15 protein-coding genes and 1 pseudogene are annotated in these 17,591 nt (G+C 67.4%); 6 read left to right on the top strand and 10 right to left on the bottom strand.

The genetic code is table 11. The features are described from left to right. Positions 1-84: 84 nt before the first annotated feature. The 3 genes from AB1281_RS18380 to AB1281_RS18370 are packed head-to-tail and all read right to left on the bottom strand — an operon-like array spanning position 85 to position 2,350. Complete coding sequence (locus AB1281_RS18380) at positions 85-1,404, bottom strand: sensor histidine kinase (RefSeq protein WP_430346611.1); 1,320 nt, start codon at positions 1,402-1,404, stop codon at positions 85-87. Then, positions 1,401-2,060, bottom strand: coding sequence for a response regulator transcription factor (locus AB1281_RS18375; RefSeq protein ID WP_430346610.1), 660 nt, complete (start codon positions 2,058-2,060; stop codon positions 1,401-1,403). The genes AB1281_RS18380 and AB1281_RS18375 overlap by 4 nt, the downstream gene beginning before the upstream one ends. Then, positions 2,060-2,350, bottom strand: a complete 291-nt coding sequence (locus AB1281_RS18370; RefSeq protein ID WP_049403791.1) for a PepSY domain-containing protein — start codon at positions 2,348-2,350, stop codon at positions 2,060-2,062. The genes AB1281_RS18375 and AB1281_RS18370 overlap by 1 nt, the downstream gene beginning before the upstream one ends. A 145-nt stretch (positions 2,351-2,495) precedes the next feature. On the opposite strand from AB1281_RS18370, the gene AB1281_RS18365 reads away from it, so the two are divergent. Then, positions 2,496-2,930: a PepSY domain-containing protein gene (locus tag AB1281_RS18365; protein ID WP_065178854.1), complete on the top strand. Its 435-nt coding sequence runs from the start codon at positions 2,496-2,498 to the stop codon at positions 2,928-2,930. 127 nt (positions 2,931-3,057) lie between these two features. Here the strand turns inward: AB1281_RS18365 and AB1281_RS18360 are convergent, their stop codons facing one another. From AB1281_RS18360 to AB1281_RS18345, 4 genes are all read right to left on the bottom strand, one after another. Further along, the gene (locus AB1281_RS18360) at positions 3,058-3,537 is read right to left on the bottom strand and encodes a hypothetical protein (RefSeq protein ID WP_014038776.1); all 480 of its coding nucleotides are present in this window, start codon (positions 3,535-3,537) and stop codon (positions 3,058-3,060) included. 126 nt (positions 3,538-3,663) lie between these two features. Continuing rightward, on the bottom strand, positions 3,664-4,872 hold the full coding sequence (locus AB1281_RS18355) for an NAD(P)/FAD-dependent oxidoreductase (protein ID WP_430346609.1): 1,209 nt from the start codon (positions 4,870-4,872) through the stop codon (positions 3,664-3,666). Positions 4,873-4,875: 3 nt separating this feature from the next. Then, on the bottom strand, positions 4,876-5,304 hold the full coding sequence (locus tag AB1281_RS18350) for an SMI1/KNR4 family protein (RefSeq protein WP_430346608.1): 429 nt from the start codon (positions 5,302-5,304) through the stop codon (positions 4,876-4,878). Positions 5,305-5,425: 121 nt separating this feature from the next. Then, positions 5,426-5,920: a lipocalin family protein gene (locus tag AB1281_RS18345; RefSeq protein ID WP_053497449.1), complete on the bottom strand. Its 495-nt coding sequence runs from the start codon at positions 5,918-5,920 to the stop codon at positions 5,426-5,428. Positions 5,921-6,102: 182 nt separating this feature from the next. Here AB1281_RS18345 and AB1281_RS18340 point away from each other — a divergent pair, with 182 nt between their 5' ends. Both AB1281_RS18340 and AB1281_RS18335 read left to right on the top strand, forming a co-directional pair. Next, positions 6,103-6,351 (top strand): hypothetical protein, encoded by a 249-nt coding sequence (locus AB1281_RS18340; protein ID WP_006399378.1) that lies wholly within the window; start codon positions 6,103-6,105, stop codon positions 6,349-6,351. Positions 6,352-6,446: 95 nt separating this feature from the next. Continuing rightward, positions 6,447-8,867: a DUF3772 domain-containing protein gene (locus AB1281_RS18335; protein ID WP_430346607.1), complete on the top strand. Its 2,421-nt coding sequence runs from the start codon at positions 6,447-6,449 to the stop codon at positions 8,865-8,867. Positions 8,868-9,400: 533 nt separating this feature from the next. Here AB1281_RS18335 and AB1281_RS18330 read toward each other — a convergent pair. Beyond that, positions 9,401-11,506 (bottom strand): phosphoglycerol transferase I, encoded by a 2,106-nt coding sequence (locus AB1281_RS18330; RefSeq protein ID WP_430346606.1) that lies wholly within the window; start codon positions 11,504-11,506, stop codon positions 9,401-9,403. 244 nt (positions 11,507-11,750) lie between these two features. Then, a pseudogene (locus AB1281_RS18325) lies at positions 11,751-13,397 on the bottom strand (ABC1 kinase family protein); the annotation flags it as partial. A gap of 208 nt (positions 13,398-13,605) precedes the next feature. Between AB1281_RS18325 and AB1281_RS18320 the strand changes: the two are divergent. Then, positions 13,606-14,532, top strand: a complete 927-nt coding sequence (locus AB1281_RS18320; protein WP_430346605.1) for a DUF808 domain-containing protein — start codon at positions 13,606-13,608, stop codon at positions 14,530-14,532. Positions 14,533-14,596: 64 nt separating this feature from the next. Here the strand turns inward: AB1281_RS18320 and AB1281_RS18315 are convergent, their stop codons facing one another. Continuing rightward, entirely contained in the window at positions 14,597-16,135 is a 1,539-nt protein-coding gene (locus AB1281_RS18315; protein WP_049440020.1) for a GGDEF domain-containing protein, read from the bottom strand. A 105-nt stretch (positions 16,136-16,240) separates the two neighbouring features. Here AB1281_RS18315 and AB1281_RS18310 point away from each other — a divergent pair, with 105 nt between their 5' ends. Both AB1281_RS18310 and AB1281_RS18305 read left to right on the top strand, forming a co-directional pair. Beyond that, a complete protein-coding gene (locus AB1281_RS18310; protein WP_430346604.1) occupies positions 16,241-16,876 on the top strand; it encodes an NAD-dependent dehydratase in 636 nt (211 codons plus the stop codon). Next, positions 16,876-17,583: a helix-turn-helix transcriptional regulator gene (locus AB1281_RS18305; RefSeq protein WP_430346603.1), complete on the top strand. Its 708-nt coding sequence runs from the start codon at positions 16,876-16,878 to the stop codon at positions 17,581-17,583. Before AB1281_RS18310 ends, AB1281_RS18305 begins: the two co-directional genes overlap by 1 nt. Positions 17,584-17,591: the final 8 nt, after the last annotated feature.

Here is a 17,591-nt window from a genome sequence, read left to right as displayed (position 1 = left end):
GCTGGCCGGCTTCCGCAGGGTGTTCCCGGTGACCACTTGGTTGCCGGCCAGCGGCCGGCACTACCCACCGTTGGGTTGGCCGCTTCACGCCACCGGCAACCACAACGTCGCACGCAGGCCGGGCTGCGCATTTTCCAGCGCCACGCGTCCGCCATAACTGGCGGCGATATCACCTACGATCGCCAACCCCAATCCACTGCTGCCCTCGCGCTCATCCAGCCGCACACCACGCTGGGTGACCCGTTCCAGCGCGTCTGCAGCCAGGCCGGGGCCGTCGTCGCGCACTTCGATGCGCAGCTGCCCTTCGCTGCTTTCCGCTTCGACAGTGACCTGCTGTTGCGCCCAGCGCCCGGCATTGTCCAGCAGGTTGCCCAGCATCTCCTCCAGGTCCGCACTGGCGCCGGCGAACTGCAGCGCCGGATCGATGCCTGCCGCCGTGAACGTGATGCCACGTTCGCCATGCACGCGTGCCATCAGCCGGCACATCGCCTGTGCGACGGCCGCCACGTCGGTGCGCTGGCGATGGTCGGCGGCCAGTCCTGCAGCCAGGTAACGGTCGACACTGGCCTGCATGCGCGCACTCTGCTCGCGCACGGTGGCACGCCAGTGCGTACCGTCGCTGTCGGCCTCGGTGGCCAATACGCTCAGCGGGGTCTTCAGCGCGTGCGCCAGATCCTGTGCACTGGTGCGCGCGCGCGCGACCATGCGTTGCTGGTGGTCCAGCAGCGCGTTGAGTTCCTCACCCAGTGGTGCGACTTCCGCTCCCAGTTCCTGTGTGTCGATGCGCTGCGCATCGCCGCGACGTACCCGTTCCAGCTGCGCACCGAGGCGATGCAGCGGGCGCAGGCCGAAGTGCACCTGGCTGGCCAGCACCGCCAGCCACGCCGCGACCAGCACGCCCAGTGCGATGGCGGTGCGCTTGCGGAACGCGGCAACATCCGCATCCAGCGCGCTGCGGTCGGTGGCGACCACGGCCACGAACGGTTCGCTGGCGCGTGGCAGGCGCACCTGCTGCACGCGTGCACGCAGGGATTGCTGCAGCGGTCCGGGCAGATCGCGCGTGGCCGGCCCGGCAGCCGGCGCCGGCAGGGTTTCATCCCACAGCGAGCGCGACTGCAGCAGCACGCGGCCATCGGCACCGGCGATCTGCCAATAGGCCCCGGAGAACACGCGCTGGAAGCGCGCGTCATTCGGTTCCTGGCGCAGGCGCAGCTGCCCCTCCGGGTCCACTTCGGCCTGTGCCAGCAGGGTCAGCATGTCCTGCTGCAGTTCGTGATCGAGGCGGTCGCGCGCGCTGCGCTTGAACAGCTCGCCCAGCAGTGCGCTGGCCAGCAGCGAGACCAGCAGCAGGCCAACGCCCCCGGCCAGCAGCAGGCGCCGCCGCAGCGACGGTTGCCGGTTCATGGCTCGGCCAGCCGCCAGCCCTGGCCGCGCACGGTCTGGATCAGGTCGATGCCGAGCTTGCGGCGCACGCGCCCCAGCAGCACGTCCAGTGCATTGGAGTCCGGGTCATGGCCGCCGTCGAACACCTGTTCGCCCAGCCGGTCGCGGCCGATCACCTGACCGCTGTGGTGGATGAAGTAGCTGAGCAGGCGGAACTCCTGCGGGCTCAGCGCCAGCGCCTGCCCATCCAGTTCGAAGCGGCCGGCGTTGACGTCCAGCTGCAGCGGGCCGCAGTGCAGGCGCGGGCTGGCGTGGCCGTGGCTGCGTCGGATCAGGGCGCGCAGGCGCAGCACCAGTTCGTCGGCCTGGAACGGTTTGGTGAGGTAATCGTCGGCACCGGCATCGAAGCCGGCCAGCTTGTCGTGCCAGCGCCCGCGCGCGGTCAGTACCAGCACCGGGAAGCTGCGGCCGTTGCCGCGCCAGCGCTCGATCACGCTCAGTCCGTCCAATCCGGGCAGGCCGAGATCGACGATGGCGGCCTGCAGGTCTTCGATCTGGCCGATCTCTTCGGCCTCGCGGCCATCGGCGACCACGTGCACCACATAGCCGGCCTGTTCCAGCAGGGGCACCAGGCGCTGTGCCAGTGCGGCATCGTCTTCGGCCAACAGGATGCGCATCAGTCGTCGAGCTCCGTCTTCAGCAGCTTTCCGCTGCGCGCATCATAGTCCAGCTCCACCACTACGCCGTCGCCGCGCAGGATCTCCACTTCGTAGACGCCGTCGTCCAGCTCCACTTCCAGCAGCTGGCCCGGGTAGCGCTTGAGCGCATCGCGCACCACGCTCTCCAGCGGCACGTAGCGGCCCTGCTGCACGGCGCGACGCGCGACCTGCTGCGCCGGGTCCTGCAGGGGCGCGGCGGCGGTCGGGGCGTTGGCCAGGGCCAGCAGCAGGGGCAGGGTGGCGAGCATGCGGGTAAGGAAAGAGAGAGGGGTACAGGCGCGAGTGTGGCGGGGATGACTAACAGCCGGCTAACAGCCACGGCTAAGGCGCTGTTAACCGGGCCATGCATCGTGGCGTTGCCGGGATGGTCCGGCCACGAACAGGAGAACCCCCATGTTGAAGTCGCTCACCCTCGCCACTGTTGCCCTGCTTGCCGTCGCGCCGGCCGTACAGGCCGCGCCGCTGGGCATGGCCCAGGTTGAACAGACCCTGCGCAAGGCCGGCTACACCCAGATCCATGAGATCGAACGCGATGATGGCCTGTGGGAAGCTGACGTGAGCCGCGCCGATGGCCGCTTCAGCGAGGTCTACGTGGACCCGAAGACCGGCGAGATCTTCGATGAGCACAGCGGCCGCGCGCTGCTGACCACCGAGCAGGTGCTGGCACGGGCGCAGTCGCACGGCCTGCGCGAGATCCACTCGCTGGAACGCGATGGTGCGACCTGGTCGCTGGAAGCGCGCAATGCCCGCAACCAGAAGGTGGAAGTGCGCCTGAGCGGCTATGACGGCCGCATCCTGCACAGCGAGCGCGATGGCTGGCTGGATTGACCTGCTGGTAGTGCCGGCCGCTGGCCGGCAACCCATGATCGCTTCCAGCCCCGCGAGTCGCCGGCCAGCGGCCGGCGCTACCGCGCGGTTACCAACCGGGCATGGACTCGGCTCTACGGGAGCGGCGTTACCAGCCGTACGGCGGCGGGTAATCCCAGCCCGGGCCACGCCCGTAGTAGCCGCCATACGGGCCGAAGAAGCCCGGGCCCTTGCCTTCACTCACGTGGATGTTGAGGTTGACCCCGTGGGTCTTGCCTTCATCGGTGGTGTAGTTCTTGCTCAGGTTCAGCGTGGCCGCGTTGTAGTGGCTGTTGCCGCCGTTCTTCGAATAGCCGATGCCGGTGGTGAAGCTGCCGGACACCTTGACCTTGTCGTCGGTCACGTCGGCGATCTTGGCGTCGTCGTGCACGCGCGGGCCGCTCTTGTCACCGTAATAGGTGCCGGGCGGGTCCTGCTGCAGGGCCGGGTCGTTGAGGTAGCGCATCGGCGCCTGCGGCAGCGTCAGGTCCAGGCCGGCAGCCTGCGGCGCGGTGGCGCCAGCGGCGGACTGGGCCAGCACGGTTCCCGGCAGGGCCAGGCACAGCAGCAGGGTCAGGGGGCGGATCATGACGGCGCTCCAGCGGACAGGTGGCCGCGCAACACGCGGCGGTACAGGCCGACGCTAGCAGGGGTTGCTTGAATGATGCCTGTCGGCGCCGGATTGGGGTAGAGCCAAGCCATGCCTGGCTGCAGGTCACAACCGGCCGAACCCGAACAGCCCTTCCAGCGCATGCCTGCGCCGCTCGATCCGGGCCCGCAGCAGCTGGGCGCCGATCATCGAATAGGTGATGCCGTTGCCGCCGTAGGCCATGGCGAAATGCACCCGCGGGCCCCACTGCGCGTGGGGGCCGAAGAACGGCAGGCCGTCGGCGGTTTCGGCGAAGGTCCCGGCCCAGGAGAAGGCGGGTACCGGGTCCAGCCGCGGGAACCAATGCAGCAGCTGTTTCATCAGCTGGTCGGCCTTGCGCTGCACGCGCCGGTCGCGGCGGGCGGGGATATCGATGGCGTCGTCCAACCCGCCCACCAGCAGGCGGCGGTCGCCGGTGGCGCGCAGGTACAGGTAGGGGCGTGCGCTCTCCCACACCATCGTGTTGCGCAGCCGGCCCAGCACGTCCGCATCGATGGGATCGGTGATGAAGGCATAGCTGCTGCGGTTGCGTGCGACCCGCTGCTGAAGCCACGCCTGGTTGGCATAGCCCATTGCCAGCACCACGTGGCGGGCGTGGATGCTGGCGCCGCCCTCGGTGACCGCGCTCACGCCGCGCGCGGTGGGTGTCAGCGTGTGCAGCACCGTGCGGTCATGCACATTGCCACCGCGCCGGCGCACGCGTTGCAGCAGCGCATAGGTCAGGCGGTAGGGATCGACCCGCGCGGCCTGCCGGGTCAGCAGGGCACCCCCACCGTCCACATCGAAGCGCTCCTGCAGTGCCTCCGGGCCCAGCCAGCGGGCATCCAGGCCGATGCTGCGCCGCGCCTCGCCCTCGGCCATCAGGCGCGGCACGTCGCGATGGCGGCTGGCCAGGTACAGGCTGTCCATGCGCTGGAAGTCCACGTCCTTCACCCCGCGCGCCACCTCGGCCAGTGCCGGGATTGCCTCCGCACAGGCCCGGTACGCCAGTGCAGCGGCGTCCTGCCCGTAGCGCTCGGTCAGTTCCAGCAGATGGGTATCGATCTCGTACTGCAGCAGGGCGGTGCTGGCAGCGGTGCTGCCCCAGCCGATGTCACGCTGTTCGATCACTGCAACGTCGTGGCCGTGATGGGACAGCTCGTCGGCGATCAGCGCACCGGTGATGCCGCCGCCGACCACCAGCACGTCGCAGCGCAGGTCCCTTTCCAGCGGTGGGAAGGCGTGGACCAGGCCGTTGCGCACCGCCCACCACGGGTAGCCACTCTTCAGGTCCATGCGTCAATTCGCCGGATCGATTTCATGCTCGTCCGCAGGCTGATCTACAAGCAATCGAGCGAACAGGTCGGGAAGGTCACTCGCTACCGGGATGGCGTACTGACGTTCCATGCCAATGAATGGAATCCGCACTACCGGCATTGCTGCGTCCAGTGTGTCGAATCCATAGCCCTCCCCGCCGCCGTCCGAAGCGAACAGGAATATGCCCGGCGCGTATGATTCAACCTCATACTCGCGATTGAAGTCGATGACCTCTTCTGCTTCCCAGAAGACAATGTAGTTGTCGCCAATAAATCCTTCGCCACCGTTGTGCACCCTAAGGAATTCAAGGTAACTCTCGGGAAGTGCCACTCCCACGCGGGCTGACAGACCAGCAATGGCCGACATTTCAGCCGGGCCATTGAGCTGTCCCGCTGTCAGTTGATATTCCATGGCTGCTCTTCCATGTCTCTCGGGGACTGGTTAAACCAGAAGTTTGCCTGCTGCTGATGAATGTCGCGATGGGCGATAACGTCATTGGCGGAGTCGGTTGGCGTCCACCATTGCCCGTAGATCAGGCCGTGGGCTGGCCGGTATGTGGGGTCTGGATCAGTTCGGACAGATCGAAGCCCTGCAGGCGGGCCGCCGCCAGATAATGGTCCTGCACGGTCGCGTCCAGGCGCGGCTCGCGCGCCAGCAGCCACAGGTACTTGCGGTCCGGGCTGCCGACCAGCGACACGCTGTAGTCCGGGGCAACCTGGATCACCCAGTAGTCGCCCTTGGCGAACGGCAACCAGCGCAGGCCCTTGGGCAGGAAACTCACCTCCAGGCGCGCGCTGTCGTTGTCGACGGCGCAGGCCTCGCCGGTGGCTTCCTCGATCTCGCCGTCCATGCGGCAGCGGTTGGTGACGCCGACGTTGCCGTTGTCGAGCAGGGTGTAGTGCGCCGACACGTCGGTGCAGCCCTCCGGCTCGTGGCGCATCGGCAGGCGCGCGATCTCGTACCAGGTGCCCAGGTAGCGGGGCAGCTTGAGGTCGGCGACGGTCTTCAGCGGCGGGTGCTCGGTCATCGGTCATCGTGGCAGGGGTGGGCCTCCACGATGCCGATGGCCTTGCCATGGGCGGGTGAAGCCGGGGCGATGGCCGTGTCCAGAACGTTCCGTCGCCCCGGCGGAGCGCCCGTTGTCACCGGCGTGGCGGTATCCTGCCGCCAGCGCCGTGTTTTCCTGATCCAACCGAGGTGGAGGTGCCGATGTACCAGGTGATCCTGTTGAAGAGTGAATCCGCGTTCGCGCGCGAGCAGTGGCCGCAGGTCGACGACCTGGTCGACTACGAGGGCGTGGCCTACAGCCTGCGTGCCGGCCCGCGGCAGCCGCTACCGACCGACCACGACTGGCACCCGGTGGCGGTGTACGCGCCCGATGAGATCACCGAGGAAGAGTTCCAGGACTGGTACGCGCTGCAGCAGCCGACGGTGGAAGAGCTGCGCCTGAAGTACTGATGCGCGGCGCTGGCGGGGTCGCCCATCCGGCCTTGACCGGCTCTGCCGTATAGTCGCGCGCAGGCGCGGTGGTCCGCGCGAACCGGTGTGGCTGCGTGTCTTCTTTCCTGCAATCGATCCGTGCACGGGGCCCTTGGCTGGTCCTGCTGCTGTGCAGCGTCTTCCTGCTGTCCGCGCCGGTGCTGGCACAGGATGAGGACCCCACGCCCAAGCAGCAGCTGGCGGATATCGATGCGAAGCTGAAGGAGGTCGATCGCAAGCGGGGTGATGCGGCCGCCATCGAGACGCTGGCGATGCTGTCCGAGAATGCCTCGCAGGCACGGCGCGATGCCGAGGCGCTGGAAAAGGCGCTGCAGCCACAGCTGGATCGACTCAACGAACAGCTGGCGCAGCTGGGGACGCCTGCCGAGGGCACCACCGAGCCGCCCGAACTGGCGGCACAACGGCGCACCATCAACAAGCAGCGCGACGGCCTGGCCGCGTCCGTAGCGCAGGCCAAGACGAGTGCCGTGCGTGCCCAGCAGCTGGCAGCCGACATCGACCAGCAGCGCACTGCGCAACGCGCCGAAGACATGGGGAAGAAGGTCGCCTCGCCGTTGTCTCCGGCACTGTGGAGCAAGGTTGCCGAACGCCTGCCGATCGATATCGCGCGGGTTGCGCCGTTGGCCGAGCAGGGCCGCGATGCGCTGGTCACCGGTATCCGCACGAATGGCTGGGGCACGCCGTTGCTGGGCCTGGTGGCCGCGCTGGTGATGATGTTCCCGCTGCGGCTGTGGCTGCGCAGGCTGGGACGCCGCTTTGCCGCGTCCGAGCGCGCGCCCGATGGTCGCCTGCGCCGGTCCGGCCTGGCCATGTGGCTGCTGCTGGTGGGCACGCTGCTGCCGGGCTATGCGGTGGTGGTGTTCATTGCCTCGCTCAACGCCGTCGATGCGATCGCCCCGCGCCTGCAGAACGTGGCCGACGGCGTGCAGCAGGCGACCTTCGCCGCTGCGTTCATCGCCGCGCTCAGCGCCTGCCTGCTGGTGCCCAATCGCCCGTCGTGGCGGTTGTTGAACCTGGATGACACCGCCGCGCTGAAGCTGCGCAAATATGCGTGGGGCGCCGCAGCGCTGGCCTGGTTGAGCACGGTGCTGGTCGCCCTCGACCAGGCCACGCGCACCAGCGATGTGACCACCGTGGCGCTGGACGGAGTGATCGCGCTGACCTACCTGGGTCTGATCATGGCGATGCTGGTGACGCTGGCGCGCCTGCACCGACGGCAGACCGCCGAGGCCGAGGCCAAGCTGGAGGCACAGGCCGACGGGCTGACGGCGAGCACGCCGGTGCGGCGCAGCAGCTGGCTGGTGCTGGCGCGCGTGGCGGGCAACATCGCGGTGGTGGCTGCGATCATCGCCACCCTGCTGGGCTACGTGAATTTCGCCAAGTTCGTGAACCAGCAGCTCATCGGCGGCAGCATTGTGGTGATGGCCGCGATGCTGTTGTTCAAGTTCGTCGATGACTTCAGCACGTGGCTGCTCAACGCGGACAGCAAGGTCGGCCAGACCATCCTGCTCAGCACTGGCCTGAGCGTGTCGAGGCTGGAGCAGGCGGGTGTTCTGCTGTCTGCGATGTTGCGTACACTGGTGGTGCTGGTCGCGCTGCTGGCCCTGGCCGCACCGTTCGGCAACGTCGGCACGATCGTCGAACGCGTCGCCTCGCTGGCCAACGGCATCGAGATCAACAAGGACCTGACGCTACAACCCGGCCGTATCGTCACCGGCGTGCTGGTGCTGCTGGTGGGCATGGGGCTGACCCAGCTGTTGCAGCGCTGGCTGACCGACACCTATCTGCCCAAGACCGAGCTGGATCTCGGCGCCCGCAACTCGATCAGCACGATTGCCGGCTACGTCGGCATCATCCTGGTGGGGCTGTGGGCGCTGACCGCGATGGGCCTGAACCTGAAGAACCTTGCGCTGCTGGTCAGCGCGTTGTCAGTGGGTATCGGTTTCGGCCTGCAGGCGATCATCCAGAACTTCGTATCGGGCCTGATCCTGCTGGCAGAGCGTCCGGTGAAGATCGGCGACTGGGTGAAGCTGGGTGACCAGGAAGGCGACATCCGCCGCATCAACGTGCGTTCGACCGAGATCCAGGTCGGCGACAAGTCGACCCTGATCGTGCCCAACTCCGAGCTGATCACCAAGACCATCCGCAACATGACGATGGGCAACAACCAGGGCCGCATCCAGATCCAGTTCGCGGTACCGCCCAGCACCGATGTCGGCAACCTGCGGCAGGCGCTGCTGGATGCGTACACCGCGCACACCAACGTGCTGCAGCAGCCGGCGCCAACGGTCTACATCGACAGCATTGCCGGCGGGCAGATCACCATCAACAGTTTCGCGTACGTGGCCAGCCCGCGGCAGGTGTACGGAACCCGCAGCGATCTGTACTTCAGCCTGTTGCAGATCCTGGCGGAGCGGAACATCCCGCTGTCGACCCCGACCGACATCCACATCACCCGCGATCCGCAGGAGTAGGAGTGTTCTGCAGGGCTGCGCCCTGCACCCGCAGAGGCCAAGGCAACAGCAACGGCAACGGCAACGGCAAAAGCTGATTTCCTGTGGGATGGCGGGGTGGGTCCGGTTGCGGGAGACGCCGTAAACCCGTCCCTGGGGGCTTGGCCGCGGCATCCATGCCGCGGACACTCCCGCAACCGGACCCACCCCGCCTTCGACAGATTTCCGTGATCTGCTGGACATGCTCTTGGGGTCAGATCCGTTTTCCGGAGGAAAACGGATCTGACCCCGGAAATTCATTCGATATCTGACAGATGTGTCGACCAAGGTCGACACCTACCGGCGGCCGCAGGAATCTGTCAGAGGTGGGGCGGTGTCGGAGTGCGGGGTGTCAGCCGCATGGATGCGGCTGCCAAGCCCCCAGGGATGGGTTCACGGCGTCCCCGCACTCCGACACCGCCCCACCAAACCACAGAATGCACGCTGTTGCTTCTGAGGTTGCCGGCCAGCGGCCGGCACTACCGCGGGTGCAGGGCGCAGCCCTGCAAAGAACCCTATCCTCGTGGTCGGCTGCGCGACGGCACCAGTGCGAACGTGTCCACCGCCAGCTTCTCGGCGTGGTTCAACCACGCGCGGATCTCCAGATCATCCACTTCGTGGTCCAGCCCGAACGACACGTTGATCTTGCCGTTGGCATCGGGCTGCACCCACTGCTGGGCCAGCACCACCTTGCGCTGCGAGGACACCGCCTCGATCCAGAAACCACGATCCGGTCGCGTGCTCGCCACCAGCTGCAGCATGTACTGGCCGGCACGGGTGCGGCGGCCCTTCTGGGTGATCATGTGTGCCTGGCGCACGCTCGGGCGCGGGCCCTGGAACGCATCCAGCGGTGCATCCACCGCGATGCCGCCGCGCAGGTCGTTGTCGCGGTACAGCTTGATGCCGTTGTCGCGGTTGACGAGGAGGGCGCACCAGTCGCCGTCGGCCGAGCCATCCTCGAATGCGGTGCAGCGGTCGACGTAGGCCAGGGTGTTGTCCGGATTGGCATCATCGAACTGGCGCGAGGTGTTCTCCAGGTACACCGACTTCAACCCCCAGTCCTTGTCGTACTCCAGCAGTACCGGTGGCTGCACGTGCTGCAGGCCGACCACCACCTGGTCATCACCATCGATCTTCAGCTCGCGGGTCGGTTCGCCCAGCCACAGTGAACGCGCGAAGGCCAGGTACTGCGGATAGTCACGGCCACCATCGCGCTGGGTTGCCACGCTGGCGCTGGGCGCGCGCTGGCTGTCGATCAGCGAACGGCCGAAGCCCATCGTCTTCAGGTTCGGGTCCAGCAGGCTGAGCAGGGTCGCACCCGAATCCAGGGTGGTGCCGGCGTCGGCGCTGAGCTGCTGCGGGGCAATGCCATCGCCGAGGAACAGCAGCAGGTTCTCGCGCTTCTGCCGGGTCAGGATGTGGGTCAGATCGTTGGGCATCGCCAGGTGGTCGGAGGCGATCACGATCAGCGTGTCCTTGCCGTACGGGCTGGCCTGGATGCGCTGCACCAGCTGCGAGATCAGCCGGTCGCTGCACTTGAGCGCGTTGAGCATGTTGATGTTGCCGTACTGGCTCTGGTAGCGCTCGCCCTTGCACGACACCGGCAGGTGGCCGGCCGGATGGTGGGTGTCCATGGTCAACGTGGTGAGCATGAACGGTGAGCCCGCACGCGAGAGCTGTTCGAAGCGCTGGTAGGCGGTGTCCAGCAGCACGTCGTCGTGCACGCCCCAGGCCGAGTAGTGGATGCGGCCGATCTTCTTCTGCTGCTTGAACCACGCCAGGTCATGCACTTCATCGAAACCATGGCTGGCCAGGAACTGGCCCTTGCCGGCGAACTGGCCGTTGGCACCACCCAGATAGTGGTTGGTGTAGCCCTGCTGCTTGAGGTAGTCGCCCAGGCAGACCGCCTTGGGCAGGAAGCTGCCCATGCGGTCCATGCTGTTCTCATCGCCCTGCGAGGTGGTCAGCGGCACGCCGCACATCGACGAGACCAGCCCGGCGATGGTCCAGCCGCTGCCCTCGGCCGAAGCCAGGCCACGTACGTCCAGCGACTTGGACGCCAGGCGGTTGAGGTTGGGCATCAGGCCGGGAAACACGGCCTCGTCCAGATAGGTGCGTTCCAGGCTTTCGCCGTAGATCCAGACGATGTTGCGCGGGCGCTGTAGCGGCTGCGTCGGCACCTCGTACTCAGGGGCAATGCGGGCGAAGTCGACCGGGCGCAGCTGCTGGTACAGGCGTTGGCCGTCGCGGGCCAGCGGGCTGATCAGGATCGTGGCCACCCACACGGCCGCGAAACCGGCGAACAACGCGCCACCGTGGCCGGGCCGGCGCCAGCGCTTCACCCGTGTGGCGAACAGCGGCAGCAGCGAGACCAGCGCCAGTACGATGAAGCCGGCGATATAGCCCTTGAAATCGGAGACACCGGCGCCTTCCATGTCGGCGCCCAGGTGGTACAGGGTGGCGGCATTGAGCCCATCACCGGAGAGCTTGTCGATCAGCCACCACGCGCTGAGCATCAGCAGCAGCAGCGAGAACGCACCGGCCTTCCACCACACCCACTTGTCGGACGCGAGGAACAACCAGCACAGCAGCAACAACGACAGCAGCAGTATCCAGAGCATAGGCAGCTTCGGCAGTGACGGGGTGGTGGTGATGGACGTCGTACCGACGCGTGTCGATCCGACCGGCGCTGCCACAAGCACATGCACATGACAGGCCGATGACCTGATAGTGCATGCACGAACCTGACTGAAATGTTTGTTGAAATGACGCGCGCGCAATCGCGCTCAGAAGGTAAAACGAGCGTGAAAGGCTTCGTTGGATTGCATTAAAAACCGCATGAATACGGGTGTTTTCGTCGATGTGCTAGCGATGTCCGCGTTCTTCGCGTGCCCGCGCACGACGGTCGAACAGCAAGGCACTGGTCACGATGCCCAGGCCGAGCACCACGCCGATGAACAGCAGTATCAGGGCGATGAGCGGGTAGCCGAACAGGTGCCAGCCGGTGTCGATCTTCATCATCATCGCGGCGGCCATGATCAATGCGGCGCTGATGATGCCGGCCGCCACGCGGTTGGCAATCTTCTGCAGGTTCTCCATCAACCGTGATTCTTCCAGGCCGGTGACCTTCATCTGCAGGCGGTTTTCGGCCAGCAGCGCCATGATGTCCGACAGCTTGCGCGGCCCATCGCGCAGCAGCTGCTGCAGCTCCATCGCCTCGCTGGCGATGTTGGCGGCCGACAGCGATTTCTTCAGGCGTGCGCGCATCACGTGCTGCAGCTGGCGCTCGACGATGCGGCGGGTTTCCAGCTCGGGTGCAAGCAGCCGGCACACGGTTTCCAGGTTGAGCAGGGCCTTGCCCAGCAGGCTCAGTTCCGGCGGCGTGCGCAGGCCACAGGCGGTGGCGATGCGCACCATGTCCAGCACCACGCGGCCTTCGGAGAAACTGCCGCTGGCGGCGTAGCGCGCGATCAGCTGGCCGGTCTCGCGCAGGTAGCGCTCTTCATCGAACGCCTCCAGCCGCGTGCTGATGCTGATCAGGTCGTCGGCCACTTCTTCGCCGCGGCCATCGACGGCAGCGAACAGGATCTTCAGCAGGCGCTCGCGCAGGCGCGGCGGCATGTGCGCGACCATGCCCAGGTCGAAGATCGCCAGCCGTCCATCGGGCATCACCCGCAGGTTGCCGGGGTGCGGGTCGGCATGGATCTCGCCATGCACGAAGATCTGGTCCAGGTAGCCCCGGATCAGCGCCGCCGCCAGCGGGTCCATCGATTGCTCGGTGCGGCGCACATCGGGAATCGCATCCACGCGCACGCCGGTGGCCAGTTCCATGGTCAGCACGCGCTGGCTGCTGTAATCCCACAGCGGCTGCGGAATCCACAGCCGCCGGAACGGCTTCAGGTGCCGGCCGAAACGGGCCAGGTTCTCGGCCTCGGCGTGATAGTCCAGCTCCTGCATCAGGGTCTTGGCGAACTCGTTGAGCCAGTCGCGCAGGCGCACGCGTCGACCGACCTGGGTCAGGTGGTCGGCGGCCAGGGCGAAGCTGCGCAGCGCCTCCAGGTCCGAACGCAGTTGCGCGGCGACCTCGGGCTTCTGCACTTTCACCGCCACCTGGCGGCCATCGTGCAGCACCGCGCGATGCACCTGCGCGATCGAGGCACAGCCCAGCGGCTCGGGATCGAACGCAGCGAACAGCTTGTTCACCGGCGCGCCCAGTTCCTGCTCGACGATGGCGTGGATGCGCTCGACCGGGATCTCGGCCACCTTTTCCTGCATGCGCTCCAGCGCGGTGGCGAACTCCACCGGCACCATGTCCGGGCGGGTGGACAGCATCTGGCCCAGCTTGACGAAGGTCGGCCCCAGCGCTTCCAGGTCGCTGACGAACTGTTCCGGGTTGCCATCGGCGGGCACGTCGGCCTGGTTGCTGGCCGCGTCCAGGTTCATGCCCGAGAACACGCCCGAATGGCGGTAGCGCATCAGCAGGCGCAGGATCTGGCTGCGCCGGTTCATGCCTTTGACCAGCGGAGGGTTGCCATTGGCGGTGGGCGGATTGCTCAAGCGACACTCCCATGCGACGAATACAGGTAGTGCCGGCCGCTGGCCGGCAATGTCCGGATTACGCAGTGTCGCCGGGGGGCGGTAGGCACGCGGTGAATCCGACCGCTTCCGCAGCTGCCCCGCTATCGGTCAGAATCCGCTCATTCCCTTTCTTGGACGCCCCATGGCCGGTGCCAGCCTGTTTGCCCTGCTCGACGATATCGCCTCCCTGCTCGACGATGTCTCGGTGCTGACCAAGGTCGCCGCGAAGAAGACCGCCGGCGTGCTCGGCGACGATCTGGCGCTGAACGCGCAGCAGGTGACCGGGGTCAACGCCAACCGCGAGCTGCCGGTGGTGTGGGCGGTGGCCAAGGGCTCGCTGGTCAACAAGGTGATCCTGGTGCCGGCGGCCCTGGCGATCAGTGCGCTGGAAGCCTGGCTGCACAGCCGCGGCTGGAACGTGCCGCTGATCGTGCCGCTGATGATGATCGGTGGTGCCTTCCTCTGCTTCGAGGGCGTAGAGAAGCTGGCGCACCGCTTCCTGCATTCGGCTGACGACGATGCCGAGCGCCTGGCCGAGCGTCGCAAGGCGCTGGCCGACGGGCAGGTGGACATGGTCGCGTGGGAGAAGGACAAGGTGAAGGGTGCGATCCGCACCGACTTCATCCTCTCGGCCGAGATCATCGTGCTGACCCTGGGCGTGGTCGCCACCGCACCGTTCGCCAACCAGGTGATTACCCTGGCGGTGGTGGCGCTGGCGATGACGGTCTTCGTCTACGGACTGGTGGCGGGCATCGTCAAGCTCGATGACGTGGGCCTGTACCTGTCGCGCAAGGGTGGGGCCATCGCCGCCTTCGGTCGCGGCCTGGTCGCCTCGGCACCGTGGCTGATGAAGTTCCTGTCGGTGGCCGGCACCATCGCCATGTTCCTGGTCGGTGGCGGCATCCTGGTGCACAACGTACCGGCGCTGCACCACGCGGTGCAGGCGCTGGGCGGCGAGGGGCAGTGGGGTTGGCTGATCAGCGCCGTGGCCAACATGGTGGTGGGCATCATCGCCGGTGCCATCGTGCTGGCGGCGGTGACTGGATTCCAGAAGCTGCGCGGGAAGTAATCTCGCTGATCGTCGGGGTCAGATCCCTTTTCCTGTGGAAAAGGGATCTGACCCCACGCCACGATCAGCCCGCCTGCACCCGGTTCTTGCCCTGCCGCTTGGCCGCATACAGCGCATCATCCGCGCGACGCAGCAGGGCCTCGGTATCGTCGCCGGGCTGCCATTGCGCCAACCCGGCACTGAAGTGCACCGGCACGCGCCGGTCCTGCACGGTCAGCACGCGATGCGCCAGTGAACGCTGCAGGCGCTGCACGGTGGCCATGCTGTCGGCGCCCTGGGTCTCCGGCAGCACCAGCACGAACTCGTCGCCACCCAGCCGCGCGATGCCGTCGGTGGCGCGCAGCAGCAGCTTGCAGACGGCCACCAGGTGCTGCAGCAGTGCATCACCACCGGCATGGCCGTGTGCATCGTTGGTCTGGTGGAAATCATCCAGATCGATCACTGCCACGCCCAGCGGCGAGTTGTTGCGTGCGGCACGGGCCAGCTCGCGTTGCAGCAGTTCGTCCAGGCCGCGGCGGTTCAGCGCTTGGGTCAGCGGGTCGATGCGCGCCAGGTCACCGGCCGCGCGCAGTTCCTGCTCCAGCTCGGCGATGCGCTGCTCTGCACGCTCCACTTCCTGGCGCGCGTTGGCCAGGTGATCGCGCGCCTGTGCAGCCTGTTGCTGCACCTTGCCGGTGTCGCGCATCACGTCCTGCAGCAGTTGATTGAGGTCGGCGATGCTGCGTGCCTCGCGCAGCTGCAGCGCGTAGCTGCCGATGCGGTCGTGGTACTCACCGGTGCTGGTGGCCATGCCATCCATGCGCTCGATGAACTCGCCCATCAGCCCGCGCATCGCCGCCTTCGAATCGTCGATGCCCTGGCGCAGCAACCCCTGCTTGTAGATCACTTCGCGCAATTCGGCACGGGTGCGCTCGACCGCTTCAGCTTCCAGCGGCCCGTCCAGCAGCTGACGCACCGCGGCGATCTGGCCCTGCAGCCAGCTGCGGTCATCCAGCAGCTCGCTCACGTTCTCCAGCAGCAACGCAAAAAGTTCCAGCAGCAATGCCTGCTGCTCCTGCCAGCTCTCGGCACGCACGCCGACCTGGTGGCCGAGTTCGCGCACGCCCTGTTCGATCGGTTCCAGCGCCGTACCCGGCTGCCACTGGCGCAGGTGCATGGCCAGTGCCTGTGCCTGTTCGCGCAGATCGGGGTCGTGCTGCAGCAGGGCCACCACCGCGCCGCCCAGCAGCAGCCGCAGCTGCTCGGACAGGCGCAGGCTTTCCGGCTGCCCATCCGGCGAATGCTGTTCGATGGTGCGGATGTACTTGTCGATCAGCTGCCGCATTGCGCGCCCATAGCGCGGCCAATCGGCGCTGGCCTGCGCCGACTGCAGGCGGTCGCCCATGTCGCCCAGTTCGCCGGGCAGGGTGGCCATGCCATTGGCGAACGCGGCCAGCAGCGGCTCCGGTGCGTCGGCCCCGGCGAACAGCTGCTGCAGGGCCACGCCACCGCCACCCTGCAGCACCACGCGGTCGCCCAGCCCATCGTCCACCACCGCGCGCACGCGTGCCGGCGGCCCAAGGGCGGTACCGGGGGCAGGGCGGTGGTCGGGCTGGTCCGTCATGGAGCAAATCCTGGGGCTGGCAGGGACTGGTTCCAGCATATCGGCGCGGCCGCCGACGGCTTGAACGGCTAGGATGGGCGACAGGATGCCGCAGTGGAGGTGGTGATGCGCGTGATGTTGCTGGGGGCGACCGGGCTGGTCGGCGGGCTGACCCTGTCCAGGCTGCTGGACGACCCGCGCTGCAGCGCCGTGATCGCGCCGACCCGCCGCCCGTTGGCTGTGGCCCACGCCAAGCTGGAGAACCCGGTGCTGGCCTTCGATGCGCTGTCTGCCTCGCCCGAGTGGACGCGCGTGGACGCGGTCATCTGCGCGCTCGGCAGCACCATTGCCCAAGCCGGCAGCCGCGAGGCCTTCCACCGTATCGACCATGACTACCCGCTGGCGTTCGCCCGCCTGGCGCAGGCGCAGGGTGCGCAGACCTATGTGCTGAATTCCGCAGCCGGCGCCAACCCGCAGTCGTCGATCTTCTACAGCCGGGTGAAGGGCGAGCTGGAGCGTGATCTGCGCGCGTTGGGCTTCGCCTCCTTGACGCTGGTTCGCCCGGGGCTGATCGGGGGTGAGCGCAACGAGGTGCGACGTGGTGAGCGCCTGGCCCTGACGGTGCTTGGTGCGCTGGGGCCGGTGTTGCCACGCGCGTGGCGGATCAATCCGGCCAGCGAGATCGCCAAAGCACTGGTCGAAGCCGCGCTGGCCCCGCAACCGGGCGAGCACGTGGTGACTTCCAGCGCACTGGTCGGCTGATGTCGCGTGCGCTGCGCCTGACCCAGCTTCAACAGTTGCTGCGCCGCCATCGGCGGCCGGTCGCGGGGCAGGTGCTGGCCGAAGCGCTGGGCATCAGCCTGCGCACGCTGTACCGCGATATCGAGACCCTGCGCGAGCAAGGCGCCGACCTGCGTGGTGAGGCCGGCGTCGGCTACCAGCTGGCACCGAGCGATACCCTGCCGCCGATGACCCTGCCACCCGCCGAGATCGATGCGCTGGTGCTGGGCCTGCGCTGGGTTGCGGCGCGCACCGAGCCTGCGCTGGCCGAGGCCGCGCGTGATGCCCTGGCGCGCATCGCGCATGTATTGCCTGCCGCGCGGCGCGAGGCATTGCGTGACAGTGGCCTGCGCGTGGGTCCCTCGCGTGCGGCAGCCAAGGTGCCGCCTGCACGCCTGCAGGCCGTGCGCGAAGCGGTGAGCGCGCAACAACGATTGCAGTTCGGCTACCAGGATGCGCAGGGCCAACGTACCGAGCGCATTGTCTGGCCGTTCGCGCTGGGCTACTTCGATGAAGTGCCGATGCTGGCGGCGTGGTGCGAGAGCCGCGAGGATTTCCGTCATTTCCGCCTGGATCGCATCCGCCAGGTGCGTGTGCTGGAGGATCACTACCTCGTGCCACGCGCCACCCTTCTGCGGCGCTGGCAGAAGGCGCAGGGCATCGCACCGGACTGGCTGGACCGTTCTTAGCGTCGAGC

This window comes from Stenotrophomonas sp. NRRL B-14846 (assembly GCF_050473585.1).
Classification (GTDB): Bacteria; Pseudomonadota; Gammaproteobacteria; order Xanthomonadales; family Xanthomonadaceae; genus Stenotrophomonas.
This window is presented reverse-complemented; position numbering and strand designations above follow the sequence as displayed.

Coding starts and splice junctions, on each gene's coding strand:
- AB1281_RS18350 (WP_430346608.1), bottom strand. CDS start 5,304: ATGGAATATCAACTGACAGCGGGACAGCTCAATGGCCCGGCTGAAATG.
- AB1281_RS18315 (WP_049440020.1), bottom strand. CDS start 16,135: ATGACGGACCAGCCCGACCACCGCCCTGCCCCCGGTACCGCCCTTGGG.
- AB1281_RS18375 (WP_430346610.1), bottom strand. CDS start 2,060: ATGCGCATCCTGTTGGCCGAAGACGATGCCGCACTGGCACAGCGCCTG.
- AB1281_RS18360 (WP_014038776.1), bottom strand. CDS start 3,537: ATGATCCGCCCCCTGACCCTGCTGCTGTGCCTGGCCCTGCCGGGAACC.
- AB1281_RS18345 (WP_053497449.1), bottom strand. CDS start 5,920: ATGACCGAGCACCCGCCGCTGAAGACCGTCGCCGACCTCAAGCTGCCC.
- AB1281_RS18355 (WP_430346609.1), bottom strand. CDS start 4,872: ATGGACCTGAAGAGTGGCTACCCGTGGTGGGCGGTGCGCAACGGCCTG.
- AB1281_RS18330 (WP_430346606.1), bottom strand. CDS start 11,506: ATGCTCTGGATACTGCTGCTGTCGTTGTTGCTGCTGTGCTGGTTGTTC.
- AB1281_RS18380 (WP_430346611.1), bottom strand. CDS start 1,404: ATGAACCGGCAACCGTCGCTGCGGCGGCGCCTGCTGCTGGCCGGGGGC.
- AB1281_RS18370 (WP_049403791.1), bottom strand. CDS start 2,350: ATGCTCGCCACCCTGCCCCTGCTGCTGGCCCTGGCCAACGCCCCGACC.
- AB1281_RS18305 (WP_430346603.1), top strand. CDS start 16,876: ATGTCGCGTGCGCTGCGCCTGACCCAGCTTCAACAGTTGCTGCGCCGC.
- AB1281_RS18340 (WP_006399378.1), top strand. CDS start 6,103: ATGTACCAGGTGATCCTGTTGAAGAGTGAATCCGCGTTCGCGCGCGAG.
- AB1281_RS18310 (WP_430346604.1), top strand. CDS start 16,241: ATGCGCGTGATGTTGCTGGGGGCGACCGGGCTGGTCGGCGGGCTGACC.
- AB1281_RS18320 (WP_430346605.1), top strand. CDS start 13,606: ATGGCCGGTGCCAGCCTGTTTGCCCTGCTCGACGATATCGCCTCCCTG.
- AB1281_RS18365 (WP_065178854.1), top strand. CDS start 2,496: ATGTTGAAGTCGCTCACCCTCGCCACTGTTGCCCTGCTTGCCGTCGCG.